Below are 17,164 nucleotides of genomic sequence, written 5' to 3'. Positions count from 1 at the left end.
CCGCAACGCCGGCCGGCGCCCGGTGGCCCCGGGCGACCTCGGCGATCACCGTACGCGCCAGAACCTGGAGGTACGCCGGCAGGTCCGCATATCGCGATGCCTGGCAATCACTTCGCAATCATTTTATGAGCGGACAGCTAAGGCTCGACGAAACAGCAGAAGCTGACATTCGCGAACAAGAGCCAGTGGACATGTCTTCGCCCAACAGTCCGGACCATGTGGCTGTCAGTCGGGGAACAATGTCCAACCGGCTTACTATCTATAGACCGCCGCCGGTGGATGCTCCGGAACCCCTCTGACTAGCGTTCGCATATTGCCGGACATGATGACGCGGCGGGAGGGGCGATGGCGCCAGTCGGGCGCACAGCACAGCACGATTGGGCAGACGGTGATCCTTCCCCGAATCAGCCGGGGTTTGAGCGTCGCCCACAGTTCCGAACGATCCTCGCATGTGGAATCCTCGGTCTTTTGCTCGCCCTCAGCGGCTGCCTGGTGAGCTGCGCCGTTCAGGTAGGCCCATCTGTCGAGGCGGCGCGATGAGCACCGACCTGTCCCTGGATCGGCCGGGATCAGCGCGGCATGGCGATCCACGTTTCGGGCCCGCACTGATGATCGCTGCGGCGATGTCCCTGACCTACCTTCTCGGAGCACTCGTCGCCTGGGTCAAGCCGTTCTCTGCGTCACATGGCATGCAACTGCCGGGAATGACCAGGGTGCTGATCCTCAGCGTCGCAGCGAGCTGGGTGGTTGTGCTCGTCATATGGGTTGCCGGCCTACGGCCCGCATCCGATCCAGCCTCTACCGGCCGCCTGAAACACGCGCTTCAGGCAGTTTCCGCAGCAGTTCTGATCCTGCCGTTCACCGTCGAAGACCTGCACCGTCTCACCCAGCATCCTGGTACCGCGTTGATCTGCCTGCCCAGTACGGGCTTCGCCCTGTGGATTGCCTACCAGGTGCAGCGGTACCACCGGATCCCGGTGTGGCTACTCCTGGCGTTGTTCGGCTGGGGGGCACTGGTCGCCGGCGGGTTCGGGGGCGCGATGAATTTCTGGTTCCAGGAACTCGCGCCGGTGTATCTGCAGGACGCCCCGACGCTGCAGGATGTCTGGGACCGGATCTACACCGGGCTGGCGCTCAACGCGAGCATCTTCGAGGAGTTGGGCAAGGCTGCCGGGTTGGCGATGGCGTACTTCCTGTTCCGGCGGCAGTTCAGCGGCATCGTCTCCGGCCTTGTCCTCGGCGCCAGTGTCGGTCTGGGGTTCAACTTCATCGAGACGGTCCTGTACATGAACTGGACCGACTGGGGTACCGCCGGATTCCAGTACTGGATGCGGCAATCAGTCGGCCTCATGGGCGGCCACGTCGCGTTCTCCGCCATCGCGGGAGCCGGATTCGGTGTAGCCAGGCAGATCGCCGAGCCGCTGCCTCGGCGGATCGCAGTAGGCAGCGGCCTCCTCGCCGCCGTCGGCGGACACTTCTTCAACAACATCGTCCTGCTGGCCGTCCGGCACACGGAGCCGGACTGGCTACCGTCCAACGGCGTCGTGAACGTCCTCATCGCGCAGCCGCTGCTGCTGCTCGCCCTGCAGGGTCCATTCGTCGTGATCTACCTGCTGATGCTGCGCGGTGGCCTTCGCACGCAGGTCCTCGGCCTGACAGCCGAGATGACAGCCGAAGCACAGACCGGACGCGGGGCCATCACCGCGCCCGAGATCGACGTGCTCATGAGTCCCAGCCGCCGGCTGTGGTTCACCACCACCGTCCTCCGCCGGCACGGCCCAGCCGCATACCGCGCCCTCAATCGGCTGCATGTTGCGCAGTTCGACCTGGCGATGCAGCGCTGGCACGCGTCGCGGAAGGACCCCGGTGACCAGGACGCCTCGGTCGAGGCGCTCCGTGACCAGGTCCTGCGCCTGAAAGGCAGGCAGGCCGTCGTTCTGACCGAAGCCCGTGAAGCGGAGGTGCCAGCATGACATCGCGAGACCTGCTTCCTCGGATCCTCACACTTGTCACGACCTTGTCGCTCCTGATCCTCCTGGGGGCATCACCAGCCGCCGCGACATGTAGCGTCGTCTATCGGCTCGGCGCGTCGGGGGACGACTGCGGCGGCGGCGCGCCGGTCGTTGGTGCATTTCTCGTCGGCGGCACGGCGGGCACCGTGGCGATCGCGCTGTCCATCCTCAGCTACGTACGCGGCACCATGTCGCCAACCGAGTTCACCTCCGTGCTCACCGCCATCGCCACCATGCCGAGGCGTCGCATCGGTTGGCACAAGGACCTGACCGCCAAGCTGAACATGTCAATCGAACAGGCCACATACCAGGAGCAGATCAGCAAGCGGCCGGCGGACCAGACGTACTACCTCAATGATCGATCTTTCGACTCGTACGAGCCCGGACCGGGTGGCGAGCCGGGCACTCTCGTCGAAGCCAAACACCTGGGCGATGACGGGCGCTTCGCACGGGCCTACGAGTCCATGACGGCCAACGAGTTCAAGGACTTCGCCCACCTCATCGATCGGGCCGAGAAACTCTTGGAACAGGCCCGCGGACAGGTCAAGGCCGCGGAGGGGACCGGGCTCCGGATCGAATGGCGAATCTCGGGCGAGAAGGCCACCGAGGCGGTCAAGGTGCTGTTCGCCAACGATCCCGTCCTGCAGGGAAAGATCACCGTCCGACACGTTCCACTCGCCTCACCCACTGCCACGTAGTCGCAACAGTTCGCTCGCCCCTCCGCCGGCCGGCACCGGCTGACCCCGGGCGACCTTCGCGATCACCGCACGCGCCAACGGCCGGCATCCCCCATGATCGGATACGGCTGACGGACGGTCCGACCGGCGTGTCCAGTCCCGTACGTGTATCTGATCATCGCTGGCGGTCACCGGGTGAGGCCGACCAGCGTCGCCAGCCGCGCCACGCCGGCCGGCGCCGGTTGGCCCCGGGCGACCTCGGCGATCACCGTACGCGCCAACGGCCGGCACCGGACCTCAGCCGGCGCGACGGCGTCGGCCTCGACCAGCGCGCGGGCCGCCCCGCGCAGGTCACCGAGCTGGAGGTACGCCCGCGCGACGTCCACCAGGTACGCGGCCCGGTGCTCGGCCGGCAGCCGCCGCCACGCCTCCCGTTGCGTGACCGTCGCGTGCCGCTGTACCGCTCTCCCGGCGTCCCCCAGCTCGACCGCCACCACCACCCGGGCCAACTCGACGGCGGCCGTACCGAAGCCGGTGCGGTGCGGGTCGTCGCCGGCCCGGACCTGGGCGACTATCCCGGCAGCGCGCTCGGTCAGCTCCTCGGCCTGGCGGGCGTCGCCGCAGCCGGCGGCGGCCAGGGCGGCCTGGAGCAGCAGCGTCCCGTGGACGGCCTGTGCCTGCGTCGGCGCGAGGCGGCTCGCGGCGGCGAGCGTCGCGGCGAGGGCCAACCGGTGCCGGCCCAGCGCGCGCAGCGCCTGCCCGATCGACACGGCCGCCGTCGCGACCCGGACCGGATCGCCGCCCGCCGTGGCCATCGCCCGGTCGGCGGCCAGCCAGGCGAGGTCGGCCTCGCCGAGCTTCACCAGCAGCGACGAGGTGATCCGGTACGCCGGCACGAGCAGCCCTGGCTCTCCGCTTCGAGTGGCGTCGAGCAGCCCCGGCAGCACCCGCACGAGCTGCGCGTAGTGCGCGTGCTGGTAGGTCAGCCAGGCGTGCTCGACGTGCCGCCGGATGTCATCTGTTGGCTTCCGTGGTGTGTTGTCGTAGCGGGCGAGGGCGGCCCGAATCCCGTCCACGCCGTCCAGCGCCTGTGGTGTGGCCGGTGCCGGCGGGCGGTGCCGGCCGAGCAGCGCCATCGGGTCGACGCGCAGCACCTCGGCGATCTCCTGGATCAGCGGGTACCGGTCCAACGTGCGGACACCCCGCTCCACCTTGTCCACCCAGCTCTTCGACCGTCCGAGCCGGTCGGCGAGCATCTGCTGAGTCATCCGCCGCCGTACCCGCCAGCGCGCCACCCGACGACCGATCGGCAGCTCATCAGCGGTCACGCCGCCACCGCCGGTCCGGCACCGCCCGGGTGGTCTCCTCCACCGGTACGCGCTCCGCCTCGGCCTGCTCCAGCAGCCGCCGCTTCGCAGCCTCCCGCTCAGCCGCCTCAACCTGCTCACCCCGGCTCACTGACTCGTCACCCTTCACCGTCACCTCCCGTGAAAGGAGCGCCATCACCTGCGGGCTCCTGATGGCAGCAAAACCGAGGGCTGATCGACCGAACAGATGGCGACCGATGCGCCCCGTTGCGCTGGCCGAGTGCAGCAGTTGTGGGGGGTTGCGCGGCCCCCCACGGCAGCGCAGTGCGTCATAGGCTCGTGACGTTTGGTAGTCATGCGAATTCGGAGGCGCAGCCCGTGGTGCGGCCAGTTACGAACAGAGCGTTCGACGCATTGCTGAGCGAAGCCGGCTACGGCAACGCTCACGCTGCCTTCGCCCGTCAGCTCAACCACGCCGGCCGCCCCTACGGCACCTGGCGCTACGACGCCGCCAGCGTCTACTGGTGGCTGCGTGGGCGCCGTCCCGCGGATCACGTCCAAGCCACCATGACCGACGTACTCAACCGCAGACTCGGCCGGCCGGTCGCAGCCGCTGAGCTCGGATTCACAGCCGCCCATACACCGGCCAACATCACCTACCCCGCATCCGCCGCTCACGCGATCGAATCGGCCGCGCAGCTGTGGGCGATGCTGACCAAGCAGGTCGACTCACAAGCCAATAGGACAATCGATCGAGGCGTCGCCCTACAAGCGGCGTTTGCCTGGCGGTACGACCGGCCCGACAAGTCGGTCAGCCGGACCGGCCGACAACCGGTCACGGCAGCCGAAGTTCAGTCGCTGTACGCCCTTGCCGATCACTTCACCGATCTCGACCGACGCCATGGCGGAGGATCTCCGCGTACCCGGGCCCTCATGGCCGACTTCCTCGTTCGCCAAGTCGCTCCCATGCTGCACGGCACCTACACCGACGCCGTTGGGCGAGAACTCATGCGCGCAGCCGCGACACTCTCTGGCCAGCTCGCCTTCATGTGTTATGACGCAGGCGACCACGCCATTGCTCAACATCACGTGACCATCGCCCTGCGGCTCGCCAAGGCAGCGGACGACCGCCTGTACGGCGCTCACCTGCTTGCCAACCTCGCCACCCAGGCCGTCTTCCTCGGACACGCACAAGATGCCGCTCGACTCGCCGAAGCAGCCATCGATAGCGCAGATCGCGCCCCCGCTGCGGTCCGCGCACGGCTCTACACCACTGCTGCCAGCGCCTATGGACGGTTGGGCGAGAAGAGCGCATGCCAGACCGCACTTGCCAGGGCGGAACGCGCCCTCGACCGGGTGAACCCTCAAGCCAGTCCACGCTGGGTCGCCTACTTCAGTCCTGCCCACTATGCCGGCACCGCCCTGAAATGCCTGAGCGACCTCCGCCTCTACGCACATGCACTGCGCTACGCATCCGCCGCAAACGGTTTGGCGGATCGGAACGCTCGGACACTTGCCCTACACAGCGCTCTCATCGCCATGACCCATGCCCGCGCCGGGAACATCGACGCCGCCTGTCACTGGGGCCGAGCGGCAGCGCGACAAGTCCCGGATGTTCAATCTGCCCGCGTGGAGCGCCGGGTTGGCGACCTCATCGCCACGCTGAATCCTCATCAAGCGCTGCCTGAAGTCAACTCACTCCTACACGCCTTCGGGACCACGTTCCCGCCGAAGTAGGGCGAGCACAGAGCGAGGTACGTCGGCTAGCGTCACCGACGTGACCTGGACGGAGCCCGCCACCTGGTACGCCAACCTGCCCTCCTTCTACGCCGCCGCAGCCGCCTTCATCACCGACCCGGCCGGCAACGTCCTGCTCGTCAAGCCCACGTACCGCGACCACTGGGCCTTCCCAGGCGGTTACATAGACGAGGGCGAGTATCCACATGATGCCTGTGCCCGAGAAATTCGAGAAGAGTTGAGCGTGGCGCTGGCAGTGGGCGACCTGCTTGTCGTGGATTGGGCACCTGCCTCCGGGCAAAGGCCACGCGCGATCGTCAGCTTCACCTTCGACTGCGGGTCTATCACCGAGCTAGGAGACCTCGACCTTGCGCAACAAGAACTAGAAGATGCGGCCGTCTTCTCGCCCCATGAGGCTGAGCAGCGTCTCCCGGACAGGGTCGCTCCACGGGTCCGAGCGGCGATACAGGCCCGACGCCGACACGCCCCGGTTTACCTTGCTGGCGGTGTAGCCATCCGACCAACCAGGTCGTCGGTCCCGCCCACAGGCGAGGACGCTGCCGCCCCTGCGAATCAGCTGCGCGCTTCACACCAGCCACAGCCCGGGTGGGACCTTGACCACTAATCCCTACAATGCTTTCGACGAATAAGCGTCACCCTGGTGCCGGCAGGCCGTGACTCGCCACACGGACCGTCGCCTTCTGCTGCTGCCGCCCGGCGGCTGTGCCGGCCCTGCATGGTAGACGTAGGGCAACAGCCCACAAATTCCGTTTCCGCGGGGTTCCGTCATCAACGACACAAAGGTAACCTGATCGGGTTGCAGTCAGCTCGATCGGCGCCTCGAGAGGAACAATCGTGACTCCTTCGCCATATGTCTCGGCGCTTCGGTCGAGGACGGATCTGATGGCATACGGCGAAGACAAGGCACTCATGCTGTTCGCCCTAGAACTCAACTTTGGTATAGAGGACATCGTTTCGGTCGCAGCAGTCGCATTAACAGATCATTCTAACGACAAGAAATGCGATCTCGTGTATGTAGACAGAGCGGGCGGAATTCTTGTATTCGCTCAAGGCTACGTGGCGGCGGATGCGCGAAGGACTGAAGCCCCAGCAGGCAAGGCTAGCGATTTAAACACCGCCGCAACATGGCTCCTTACCGGCTCGCTAGACACTCTTCCAGAGGCACTTAGGTCAGCGGCAATGGAGGTCCGAGACGCTTTAGCGCGCGATGAGATTCGGGAAGTTCACGTGTGGTATTGCCACAACCTACCTGAATCGCGAAACGTGGAAAGGGAACTCGCCCAGGTTCGAGTTACTACCACAAGCCTCTTGAGGGTGAACTATCCCAGGGTCTCGCCGTCTGTATCCGTGCGTGAAATTGGAGCTAACACTCTCGAGGACATGTATCGCCGGACACGCGCTCCAATCATCGTGCCGGACGATCTCACAATTTCTACCCCTGGCGGCTTTGAGGTGGCAGGCGATAGCTGGAGAGCATATTGCACTTCGGTCTCAGGCGAGTGGCTGCGACAGCTCTGGCTTGAACACCAGGCCGACCTCATGTCTCCTAACGTCCGGGAGTACCTTGGCGTAGTTCGGAGCGACCGGAATATCAATAACGGAATAAAGACCACCGCGAAAACGGTCCCTGAACGCTTTTGGATCTACAACAACGGGCTTACCATCCTTGTAAATAGCTACGATGTGACCGACAATCCTGAGACGTTCGGGCACACTCTTAACCTTCGCGGCGTAGGCATCGTTAACGGCGCACAAACTACTGGGTCTATCGGCACCTTGTCAGACGAAGACGCGGGAGGCCTAGGCAAGGTACAAGTCATGGTCCGTTTCGTCTCATGCAGCGACCCTGAGGTGTTGTCCGAGATTGTAAAATACAACAACAGTCAGAACAAGGTAGAAGCAACCGACTTCCGCAGCAAGGATGCGGTGCAGGAGCGGCTGCGCAAAGAGTTTCTCTCGGTGCCCGAATCCGAGTATCGGGGCGGACGGCGGGGCGGAGTCCGGGATGCCATTGAAAGGCCCAAAAATTTGCTTCCCGACGGAACTGTCGCCCAATCCCTCGCAGCTTTCCAAGGCAAACCGAACCTTGCATATAACGAAACGCGAAGGATTTGGGAGGACGATTCGGCGTATGCAAGTGTCTTTTCGGATCAAACGACAGCTTCACACATTGTTTTAACCTACTCGCTACAGAAGGCAATCGAAGAGGTAAAACGAGACCTTTCTCTGCTGCCTGAAGATAGCCGCACCGCCGCCCAGCAAAAGCATCTCAGCTTCCTCCGGCGGCGTGGCTCCATTACTTTGCTCGTTGCGGCAGTAGCTGAAAGCCTGGAGACCGTGAGCGGTCGCGTTATCCCGAACCGTCGACTGGTGAGGTTTCGCGATAACTGCAGTCCAAAGACTGCCCTCGAACGATGGCGCCCTCTAGTTCAAGCACTGCTTCCCTTCGTCAATCAGCTAGCCTCGGCCACAGACAACGACTTGAAGAACGCCGAGCGCGTAAGAGATGCGCTGGAGAAGTTTCAATCGATGGTCGAAGCAACAGTCGAGCCCAACGAGAAGATCTACTCACAGTTCAGGCAGCACCTAAGTCTCTGAGGCAGTATCGAAGAACCGCTGCTGAGCATTCTCGGTGGTTATGTGGACAACGGCAGGGCTCCGCATGATGCTCAGCGGCGATGTGACTCGGTTGAGGCCATGCTCGGCTATTCCGAGCTACTCAGGGTCCTCGTACTCCTCGTCGGGCTCATCATCGATGAATTCATCGGGAACTGCCTCATCAGCAGTCAGATACTCGGCGCCGGTGGCGGGAACTAACTCGAGTCCCGCCACGAAGGACACGAGCGAATCCTCGCGCCTCACACGCCGAGCCCTGTCGGTCGCTGCCCGCTCGACCGCAGCTCTGTAGACGTTCACGGGGCTAGAGTCGTCCCCCCGGGGGGGATGACTCACCTGGGCGCTCAAGTCGACCAGCTTCGCCCGAAGGACCTCCAAGCTGATGCTCGACACATTAATGCGTCCGCGAGCGATGGCCAGGAAAAGTGTGTAGAAGTCGGACTTCCGATACCACCTTGTACCCGACATTCTTGGTTCCGGGAACAGCTTCGCCAGATAGCCCAACACCTCCCCAAAGCGCTCCATGACCTCCTTCTCTGAAGGGAAGTTCGGGCTATATAGCCTGTAGTAGTGATCTAGATTGTCTTTCTTGTTTTGCGGCCAATGGAGATATCCCACCACCAACTCAGCGACGTACTCAGAGTCGAGCATCCTTCGTCGCTGCATCTTCGTGAAGATCCTAAAGTGGTCCCACTCAGGGCGTTCCACGAGCTTCTCCACTACACCAAGAAGACCGCCGCCATACATCGAGTATCGCAACTCTTGGGCATTCAGCGCCATGTTGGACTGATTGAGGCGTTGGAACATGTGCCTCAATTCTTCATCGGTCACGCCTTCCAAATCGCGAACGATCAGCTTATAGCGGCGAATCCGGTCGCGCTCATCCTTGGTTAACTCAGAGAAATGCTTGTTATACCAAGGCGTTTCCGAAAGACCGTACAGAGGTTCGAGCTTATGCACATCAAAAGACAGCGGAAACTTGTCTGCCATGTACTCGAGGCAAGCCCGGAGCCGCTGCTGCCCATCGACAACAGCATACATATCGTCGCCAGAATCAGTTGTAACGGAGTAGACGTAAACCTCGGGGACGGGATACCCGCGCAGGATAGTATCAATGAGGAACGAGCTTTCCTCGTTGGTCCATACGGGTCGCCGTTGGAAAGGTGGGCGCAGTGTCAGCTTCTTGAGGCTGCTCTGATCCGCGAACCAGCCAATGGTCTGATGGCTGGTGTTGAGAAAGCTCCCTACAGGCATTTGCGACCCTCAGCTACCCTTCTTTGCGGCGAGATACGTTCGATAACCATTGAGAGCGGCCATCTGCGCCTCTCTAAGCGCTTCGTTATCTTTATAGATGCGCACGGACATCTTACGCCCCCTAAGGACACTGGGCAGATACTTCTCACACCGCTGCAACTCTTGGACCCAACTAGTTCCAAAAGGAAGATAATTCAAGAAGTAGTTTGCGGCGATCATGCCGTTGAATATGTACTGCTTTCGGTGCTGCTCAAACAGACGCAAGCCCTCGTCATCGAGATTCAGAAGGTTGACATTGACGCGACGGAACCATTGCCAGGCGATGTCGAAGTGTCTCGACGACACCACCGCAATGTCTACGTCCGACTTACTGCCGAAGACTCCGAACTTTTTCTTAGCACTGAGACTTCGACCCGTGGCCGCGCTCCCCACAATGATGATGTCTCTTGCATCAACCTGGATTCCCTCTGCCAGCTCGTCCCGCCACGTGAAGTATTGCTTCTTGGTCTCGAACGTGTAGGGAAGGCGGTCGATTACGATCCGGCCGACCAAGATCCGGGAATCCTCATCTTCAAGGACAAGCTCCATGAACTGAGGTACTTCGATCTTGGTCCAGTCGGTCATCCATCAGCCCGCTCTACGCATCTGGTGGTCTCGAGGTACTACCGAGACAAGCAAGCTATCTGAAGGCTCGCCAGCGCGCTCGCTCCCGTCGGCCTGCACCTTCCCGCGTGAATCACGTTGTCCGCCGAGCGACTAACTATCTAAGGGGTTTCGGCCTCGTTTGTCCTAGTCGAGGTGTCGGCATACCGACAGTAGCTAGGGCACAGCAGGGGACTGCTGGATCTCCAATACGAATATCAGCATGCAGTTTGCTATTGCCAATCCCGTCTGCCGCCGCGGCTTGCCTCCGGTCTGGGTCGGACAGACCTCAGAGTGCGACGATGGCCGCCGTCTCCGCCGGTAGCTCGATTCGGTCCCGCATCACCGTGACCCCGTCCCCGGTGGCAAGGAGAACCTTCCGCACCACCCCGGGCAACGTGATCCGCTGCGGCTTCCCCGCCAGGTTCGCCGCCACCAGGCACTCCCCCCGCCGCATCAGCAGGAACTGGTCCCCGTGCCGCACGTCGACCGCGTGCAGCCGCGGGTCCGCCAGGTCAGCACGCGTCTTCCGGAGCGCGATCAGCCGCCGGTAGAACTCGTACATCTCCCGGTGCTCCGGCTTGTCCAGCTCGGCCCAGTCCAACCGCGACCGGATGAACGTCTGCGGATCCTGCGGATCCGGCACCTCCTCCGCCCCCCACCCATGCAAAGCGAACTCGCGGCGACGGCCGTTAGCCACCGCTGCAGCAAGCTCCGGTTCCGGGTGCGAAGTGAAGAACAACCACGGCGTCGAAGCCGCCCACTCCTCCCCCATGAACAGCATCGGCGTGAACGGCGCCGTCATCAGCAACGTCGCCCCCACCCGCAGCAGCCCAGGAGACAGCGAAGCGGAGATCCGATCCCCGGTAGCCCGGTTCCCGATCTGGTCGTGGTTCTGCAAATAGGCCACGAACCGGTGCCCAGGCGTCCGCTGCCGATCCACCGGCCGCCCGTGATGACGCTGACGGAACGAAGACCAGGTGCCGGCGTGGAAGAAGCCGCCGGTCAGCACGTCGGTCAGGCACTCCAGGGAGCCGAAGTCGCCGTAGTACCCCTGCCGCTCCCCCGTCAGCAGCGTGTGCAGGGCGTGGTGGGCGTCGTCGTTCCACTGGGCGTGCAGACCGTACCCGCCGGCCTCGCGCGGCGTGATCAGCGTCGGGTCGTTGAGGTCGGACTCGGCGATCAGCGACAGCGGCCGGCCCAGGTGCGTCGACAGCGACTCCACCTCGACGGCCATCTCCTCCAGGAGATGCGTCGCACGGGAGTCGGGCATGGCGTGTACGGCGTCCAGGCGCAGCCCGTCGACGTGGTAGTCCCGCAGCCACATCAGCACCGAGTCGATGATGTACCGGCGCACCCCGTCCGAGTGCGGCCCGTCCAGGTTGACCGTCCGGCCCCACGGATTCGACTGTTCGCTGAGGTACGGCGCGAACATCGGCGCGTAGGCCCCGGAGGGCCCGAAATGGTTGTAGACGACGTCGAGGATCACCCCCAGCCCCTTGGCGTGGGCCGCGTCCACGAGGCGTTTGAGGCCGTCCGGCCCGCCGTACGGCTGGTGCGGCGCGTACCAGCAGACCCCGTCGTAGCCCCAGTTGTGCTCGCCGTTGAAGGCGTTGACCGGCAGCAGCTCGATCATGTCGACGCCCAGGTCGACCAGGTGGTCGAGGCGGCTGATCACCCCGTCGAAGGTGCCCTCCGGGGTGAAGGTGCCGACGTGCAGCTCGTACAGGACGCTGCCGGGCAGTTGTCGGCCGGTCCAGCCGGAGTCGGTCCAGGGAAACGCCGAATGCGAGTAGACCCGGCTCGGGCCGTGGACCCCAGCGGGCTGCCAGGACGAGCGGGGGTCGGGCAGGGCGTAATCGTCGTCGTCGAGGAGGAAGGCGTAGTCGGTGCCGGGCCCCGCGCCGGGCACCTCGACCCGCCACCACCCGCCGACGCCGGCGCGCATCTCGCGGTCGGCGTCGCCGAAGAGGCGCAGCCGCACCCGGGCGGCCTCGGGCGCCCACACCGTGAACTCGGTCATGCAGCGGCCTCCACGGAATAGGTGGGAGCGAGGAGGGCGACGGGATAGGTGCTCAGCAGATCATGAAGGAGCAGCTCAGACCCACTGTAGACCCGACCGGTGAACATGTCTGTAACAGAATGAGCGGAAACCGACAGCCTGGTTCCGCGCCACCCGCCAAGAGCGGCCAGCCGCACCGGCAGGCGGGTGGCGACGGCGATCGCGCCGCCCCGGTCGAAGGCGACCACGTGCCGCGCGGCGAGCCCGCGCGCCGGCACCGGCCGGTAGCCGGTGAACAGCTCCGGGCGATCCCGGCGCAGCCGCAGCGTCCGCGACACCACGAGCAGCTTCGCCGCCCCGGACGCGTCGACCGGAGGATGCCAGCCCGCGTCCAGGCGAGCGAGGAGTTCCCGGCGTACGCCGAAGTCGACCGGCCGCCGGTTGTCCGGGTCGACGAGGGAGTTGTCCCACAGCTCGGTGCCCTGATAGGTGTCCGGCACCCCGGGCATGGCGAGCTGCACCAGCTTCTGCCCGAGGGAGTTGGACCAACCGGCCGGGGTGATCCGGTCGGCGAAGGCCGTCAGCTCCGCGTGCAGGGCCGGGTCGTCGTACAGGGCGTCGACCAGGTCGTGCATCGCCTGCTCGAACGCCGGGTCCGGGTCCGCCCAACTGGTCGAGGTCGACGCCTCCCGGGCCGCCTTCTCCGCGTACGCGTGCAGGCGCTCGCGCTCGACGGGCCAGGCGCCGACGGCGGTCTGCCACAGCAGGTGCGCGAAGGCTGGATCGGGCAGCGGCACGCGGGCCATCCAGCTGCCGACCTGCACGGCCCAGCGTTCCGGCAGCTCGGACAGGACGGCCAGGCGGGCGCGGACGTCCTCCGACCGCTTGGTGTCGTGGGTGGAGATCGTGGTCATGGCCGCCGGCCAGCGCACGTTGCGGGCGGCGGCGAAGCGGTGGAACTCGGCCGGCGGGGTGCCGAAGTGGGCGGGGCTGCCGCCGACCTCGTTGAGCGCGATGAAGCGGCTCCACCGGTAGAAGGCCGTGTCCTCCACGCCCTTGGCCATGACCGCGCCGGTGAGCTGCGGGAACCGCTTCGCCAGCTCGTCGTCCGGGTCGCGCAGCCGCCGGGTGACCGTGTCCAGGACGCCGGTCAGGTCGGGTCGGCGGCGGCCCGCCTCGGACCGGGCCGCGGCCAGGTGGCGGGTGCCCTCGGGCGGGTAGCCGCGGTAGACGGCGAACGCGGCGGCGAGTTCGGCGAGCGCGGCCCGCACGGCGTGCCGGTCCAGTTCGGGGACGAGGATGGCGAGGCGGGTCAGCTCGGCGGACAGCAGCCGGGTGGCGGCCTCCAGCTTGGTGTCGTGGGTGAGGTCCTCCCAGGAGGTGTGCCCGCCGACGAGCCGGGCGTCGAGGGCGGTGAAGTCCCCCTCGGCGTCCGGGTCGACGAAGAGACCGGAGACCGCCGCGAGGGCCTCGTAGCCGGTGGTGCCGTCGACCGGCCAGTCCGGCAGCTCCTCCCCGTACTCCAGGATCTTCTCCACGACCAGCCACGCGTCGGGCGCGGCGGCGCGGAGCCGGGCCAGGTAGCCGGTGGGGTCGCGCAGCCCGTCGGGGTGGTCGACGCGGATGCCGTCGATCTCCCCGGCCTCCGCCCACCGCAGGATCAGCTCGTGGGTGGCGGCGAAGACCTCCGGGTCCTCCACCCGCAGGCCGGCCAGGTCCGCGACGGCGAAGAACCGGCGGTACGTGAGTTCGCTGTCGCCGCGCCGCCAGGACACCAGCTCGTAGTGCTGCCGGTCGTGGACCTCGCGGGGGGTGCCGTCGCCGGTGCCGTCGGCGATCGGGAAGCGGTGCTCGTGGTAGCGCAGCTCCCCGTCGACGATCTTGAGGTCGTCGAGGGCCGCCGGGTCGTCGGCGAGGACCGGGAGCAGCAGCCGGCCCCGGTCCCAGTGGATGTCGAACCAGCGGGCGTACGCGGAGTCGGGGCCCCGGCGCAGCACGTCCCACCAGGCGGGGTTGGCCGCGGGCCGGGCCACGCCGGCGTGGTTGGGCACGATGTCCACGACCAGGCCCAGCCCGACGGCCCGCAGCGCGGCGAGGAGGCGCTGCCGGCCGGCTTCGCCGCCCAGCTCGGGGTTGACCTGGCGGTGGTCGACCACGTCATAGCCGTGCGGTGAGCCGGGGGTGGCGGCGAGCAGCGGCGCGCTGTAGAGGTGGGTGACGCCGAGGTCGGCGAGGTAGCCGGCGAGCCCGGCGGTGGCGTCGAGGTCGAAGCCGGGGCGGATCTGCACGCGGTAGGTGGAGCCGACGCGAGGGGTGGGCGGCATCAGATCGTCCTCTCCAGGACCACCAGGGAGCGGTCGGGGACGGTGAGCGCGTCGCCGGCCTCGACCGTCGTCGTCTTCTCCGGTTCCGGCTCCGCGGTGCTGATCACCAGTTCCCACCGCTGGCCGAACTCGGCGGGCGGCATGGTGAAGTCCAGCGGCGCGTCGTGGGCGTTGAAGCAGAGCAGGAACGAGCTGTCGACGTGGCGCTGGCCGTACGCGCCGCGCTCGCGGATGCCCTCGCCGTTGACGAACAGGGCGACGGACCGGCCGAAGTCGTTGCCCCAGTCCTCGCCGGTCATCTCCCGGCCGTCGGGGGTGTACCAGGCCAGGTCGGGCAGCGGTTCGTCGAGCAGCCGGGAGCGGACCGGCAGGCCGGTGAAGAACCGGCGGCGGCGGAACACCTGGTGCTGGCGGCGGAACTCGACCAGTCTTCTCGCGAAGTCCAGCAGGTCGGTGTCGGCGTGCTCCCAGTCGATCCAGGCCAGCTCGCTGTCCTGGCAGTAGGCGTTGTTGTTGCCCCGCTGGGTGCGCCCCAGCTCGTCGCCGTGGCCGATCATCGGCACGCCCTGCGACAGCATCAGCGTGGCGAGGAAGTTGCGCCGCTGCCGGGCCCGCAGCGCGAGGATGCCCGGGTCGTCGGTCTCGCCCTCGACGCCGCAGTTCCACGAGCGGTTGTGGCTCTCCCCGTCCCGGTTCTCCTCGCCGTTGGCCCCGTTGTGCTTGTCGTTGTACGACACCAGGTCGTTGAGCGTGAACCCGTCGTGGCAGGTGACGAAGTTGATGCTGTGGAACGGGCGCCGCCCGTCGTCCTGGTAGAGGTCGGCGGAGCCGGAGATGCGGGAGGCGAACTCGGCGATGGTGGCCGGCTCGCCGCGCCAGAAGTCGCGGACCGTGTCGCGGTACTTGCCGTTCCACTCCGTCCACACCGGCGGGAAGTTGCCGACCTGGTAGCCGCCGGGCCCGACGTCCCACGGCTCGGCGATGAGCTTCACCTGGCTGACGACCGGGTCCTGCTGCACCACCTCGAAGAAGGTGGACAGGCGGTCGACCTCGTAGAACTCCCGGGCGAGGGTGGCGGCGAGGTCGAACCGGAAGCCGTCGACGTGCATCTCGGTCACCCAGTACCGCAGCGAATCCATGATCAGCTGGAGTGAGTGCGGGCTGCGCACGTTGAGGCTGTTGCCGGTGCCGGTGTAGTCGACGTAGTACCGCCGGTCCTCCTCGGACAGGCGGTAGTAGGTCGCGTTGTCGACGCCCTTGAAGCTCAGCGTGGGGCCGAGGTGGTTGCCCTCGGCGGTGTGGTTGTAGACGACGTCGAGGATGACCTCGATGCCGGCGGCGTGCAGCGCCTTGACCATGCCGCGGAACTCCTGCACCTGCTGCCCGAGGCGGCCCATCGCGGAGTAGCCGTGGTGCGGGGCGAAGAAGCCGATCGTGTTGTAGCCCCAGTAGTTGCGCAGGCCCAGGTCGGCCAGGCGGTGGTCGTGCACGAACTGGTGCACCGGCATCAGCTCGATCGCGGTCACCCCGAGCTTCCGCAGGTGCTCGATCATCGGCGGGGAGGCGATGCCCGCGTACGTGCCGCGCAGCTCCTCCGGGATGTCCGGGTGGCGCATGGTCAGGCCGCGCACGTGCGCCTCGTAGATCACCGAGTGGTGGTACGGCGTGCGGGGCGGCTTGTCGTTGCCCCAGTCGAAGTACGGGTTCACCACCACCGACTTCGGCATGAACGGCGCGGAGTCGGTGTCATTGCGGGTGTCCGGGTCGCCCAGCTCGTAGTCGTAGACCGCCGGGTGCCACTCGACGTCGCCGTCGACGGCCTTCGCGTACGGGTCGAGCAGCAGCTTGTGCGGGTTGCAGCGCAGCCCGTTCGCCGGGTCGTACGGGCCGTGGACGCGGTAGCCGTACCGCTGGCCCGGCTCGACCCCCGGCACGTAGGCGTGCCACACGTACGCGTCGACCTCGCGCAGCTCGACCCGGCGCTCGGTGCCGATGTCCCACTCGTCGAAGAGGCAGAGCTCGATCTTCTCCGCCACCTCCGAGAAGATCGCGAAGTTGGTGCCCATTCCGTCGTACGTGGCTCCGAGGGGGTAACGCTCACCCGGCCAGACCTGCATGTCGCTCCTTCGGCACACGATCATGAGCGCACACCGCACCATGAGCGGGCCGTCCGGCGGGGCCGGTGGCACGCACGCGGTTAGTGCCCCACAGAATTCGCCACCAATCCCGCCGTTCGGCCGATGACCGGAATCCACCTTACTGACCCCGGGTAAACGTTCAGGTGTTCTCTGTCACCATCGCTCCCCTCGAGATGCGGGATGGCGCGGGATGCCCTTTCCTGGTTCAGGGCGCGCGCGAGCATCGCCCGTCGCCCCCCTCATCACCCCTTGTTCTGCCGGCACCGGCGCCGGCGCGACCCACCCATGCTTGGACGGAGATTGATGTGACGACCCTGCGGGTCGGCGGGCAGCCCGCCACCGCCCCGGACCGGATCCACCGGCCCACCCTCACCTCCCGACCCCAGGTCCCGGCCCAGCCGGGTCCGGGCGTCCCCCCGCAGAGCCGCCGGATC

General features: G+C 66.1%; 12 protein-coding genes. 5 read left to right on the top strand and 7 right to left on the bottom strand.

From position 1 onward, the window contains the following. Positions 1 to 536: 536 nt before the first annotated feature. Positions 537 to 1,973, top strand: coding sequence for a PrsW family intramembrane metalloprotease (locus tag HCJ94_RS28125; protein ID WP_168004040.1), 1,437 nt, complete (start codon positions 537 to 539; stop codon positions 1,971 to 1,973). After that, positions 1,970 to 2,710 carry a hypothetical protein gene (locus HCJ94_RS28120; protein WP_168004039.1) on the top strand — a complete coding sequence of 247 codons (741 nt, stop codon included), beginning with the start codon at positions 1,970 to 1,972 and terminating at the stop codon, positions 2,708 to 2,710. Before HCJ94_RS28125 ends, HCJ94_RS28120 begins: the two co-directional genes overlap by 4 nt. A 167-nt stretch (positions 2,711 to 2,877) precedes the next feature. Here the strand turns inward: HCJ94_RS28120 and HCJ94_RS28115 are convergent, their stop codons facing one another. After that, the gene (locus HCJ94_RS28115) at positions 2,878 to 4,017 is read right to left on the bottom strand and encodes a helix-turn-helix domain-containing protein (RefSeq protein WP_168004038.1); all 1,140 of its coding nucleotides are present in this window, start codon (positions 4,015 to 4,017) and stop codon (positions 2,878 to 2,880) included. Beyond that, on the bottom strand, positions 4,007 to 4,192 hold the full coding sequence (locus HCJ94_RS28110) for a hypothetical protein (protein ID WP_168004037.1): 186 nt from the start codon (positions 4,190 to 4,192) through the stop codon (positions 4,007 to 4,009). Before HCJ94_RS28110 ends, HCJ94_RS28115 begins: the two co-directional genes overlap by 11 nt. 143 nt (positions 4,193 to 4,335) lie before the next feature. Between HCJ94_RS28110 and HCJ94_RS28105 the strand changes: the two genes are divergently transcribed. The 3 genes from HCJ94_RS28105 to HCJ94_RS28095 all read left to right on the top strand — a co-directional run bounded on the left by HCJ94_RS28105 (position 4,336) and on the right by HCJ94_RS28095 (position 8,352). Continuing rightward, positions 4,336 to 5,733 carry an NsdA family TPR-like regulatory protein gene (locus HCJ94_RS28105; protein ID WP_168004036.1) on the top strand — a complete coding sequence of 466 codons (1,398 nt, stop codon included), beginning with the start codon at positions 4,336 to 4,338 and terminating at the stop codon, positions 5,731 to 5,733. Positions 5,734 to 5,773: 40 nt separating this feature from the next. Further along, on the top strand, positions 5,774 to 6,358 hold the full coding sequence (locus HCJ94_RS28100; protein WP_168004035.1) for an NUDIX domain-containing protein: 585 nt from the start codon (positions 5,774 to 5,776) through the stop codon (positions 6,356 to 6,358). A 278-nt stretch (positions 6,359 to 6,636) separates the two neighbouring features. Beyond that, positions 6,637 to 8,352 (top strand): AIPR family protein, encoded by a 1,716-nt coding sequence (locus HCJ94_RS28095; protein ID WP_168004034.1) that lies wholly within the window; start codon positions 6,637 to 6,639, stop codon positions 8,350 to 8,352. 117 nt (positions 8,353 to 8,469) lie between these two features. On the opposite strand, the gene HCJ94_RS28090 is transcribed toward HCJ94_RS28095, so the two are convergent. The 5 genes from HCJ94_RS28090 to glgX form a co-directional block, all read right to left on the bottom strand. Beyond that, entirely contained in the window at positions 8,470 to 9,624 is a 1,155-nt protein-coding gene (locus HCJ94_RS28090) for a DUF262 domain-containing protein (protein WP_168004033.1), read from the bottom strand. A gap of 9 nt (positions 9,625 to 9,633) precedes the next feature. Further along, the gene (locus HCJ94_RS28085) at positions 9,634 to 10,248 is read right to left on the bottom strand and encodes a hypothetical protein (protein ID WP_168004032.1); all 615 of its coding nucleotides are present in this window, start codon (positions 10,246 to 10,248) and stop codon (positions 9,634 to 9,636) included. A gap of 307 nt (positions 10,249 to 10,555) precedes the next feature. Then, a complete protein-coding gene (gene treZ / locus HCJ94_RS28080) occupies positions 10,556 to 12,289 on the bottom strand; it encodes a malto-oligosyltrehalose trehalohydrolase (protein ID WP_168004031.1) in 1,734 nt (577 codons plus the stop codon). Next, positions 12,286 to 14,592 carry a malto-oligosyltrehalose synthase gene (treY, locus tag HCJ94_RS28075; RefSeq protein WP_168004030.1) on the bottom strand — a complete coding sequence of 769 codons (2,307 nt, stop codon included), beginning with the start codon at positions 14,590 to 14,592 and terminating at the stop codon, positions 12,286 to 12,288. The genes treZ and treY overlap by 4 nt, the downstream gene beginning before the upstream one ends. Continuing rightward, positions 14,592 to 16,709, bottom strand: coding sequence for a glycogen debranching protein GlgX (glgX, locus tag HCJ94_RS28070; protein WP_168004029.1), 2,118 nt, complete (start codon positions 16,707 to 16,709; stop codon positions 14,592 to 14,594). The genes treY and glgX overlap by 1 nt, the downstream gene beginning before the upstream one ends. Positions 16,710 to 17,164 lie beyond the last annotated feature (455 nt).

The organism is Micromonospora thermarum, from assembly GCF_012034245.1.
Classification (GTDB): domain Bacteria; phylum Actinomycetota; class Actinomycetes; order Mycobacteriales; family Micromonosporaceae; genus Micromonospora; species Micromonospora thermarum.
Note: the sequence above shows the minus strand (reverse complement) of the source record. Positions and strands in the feature narration are given on the sequence as shown.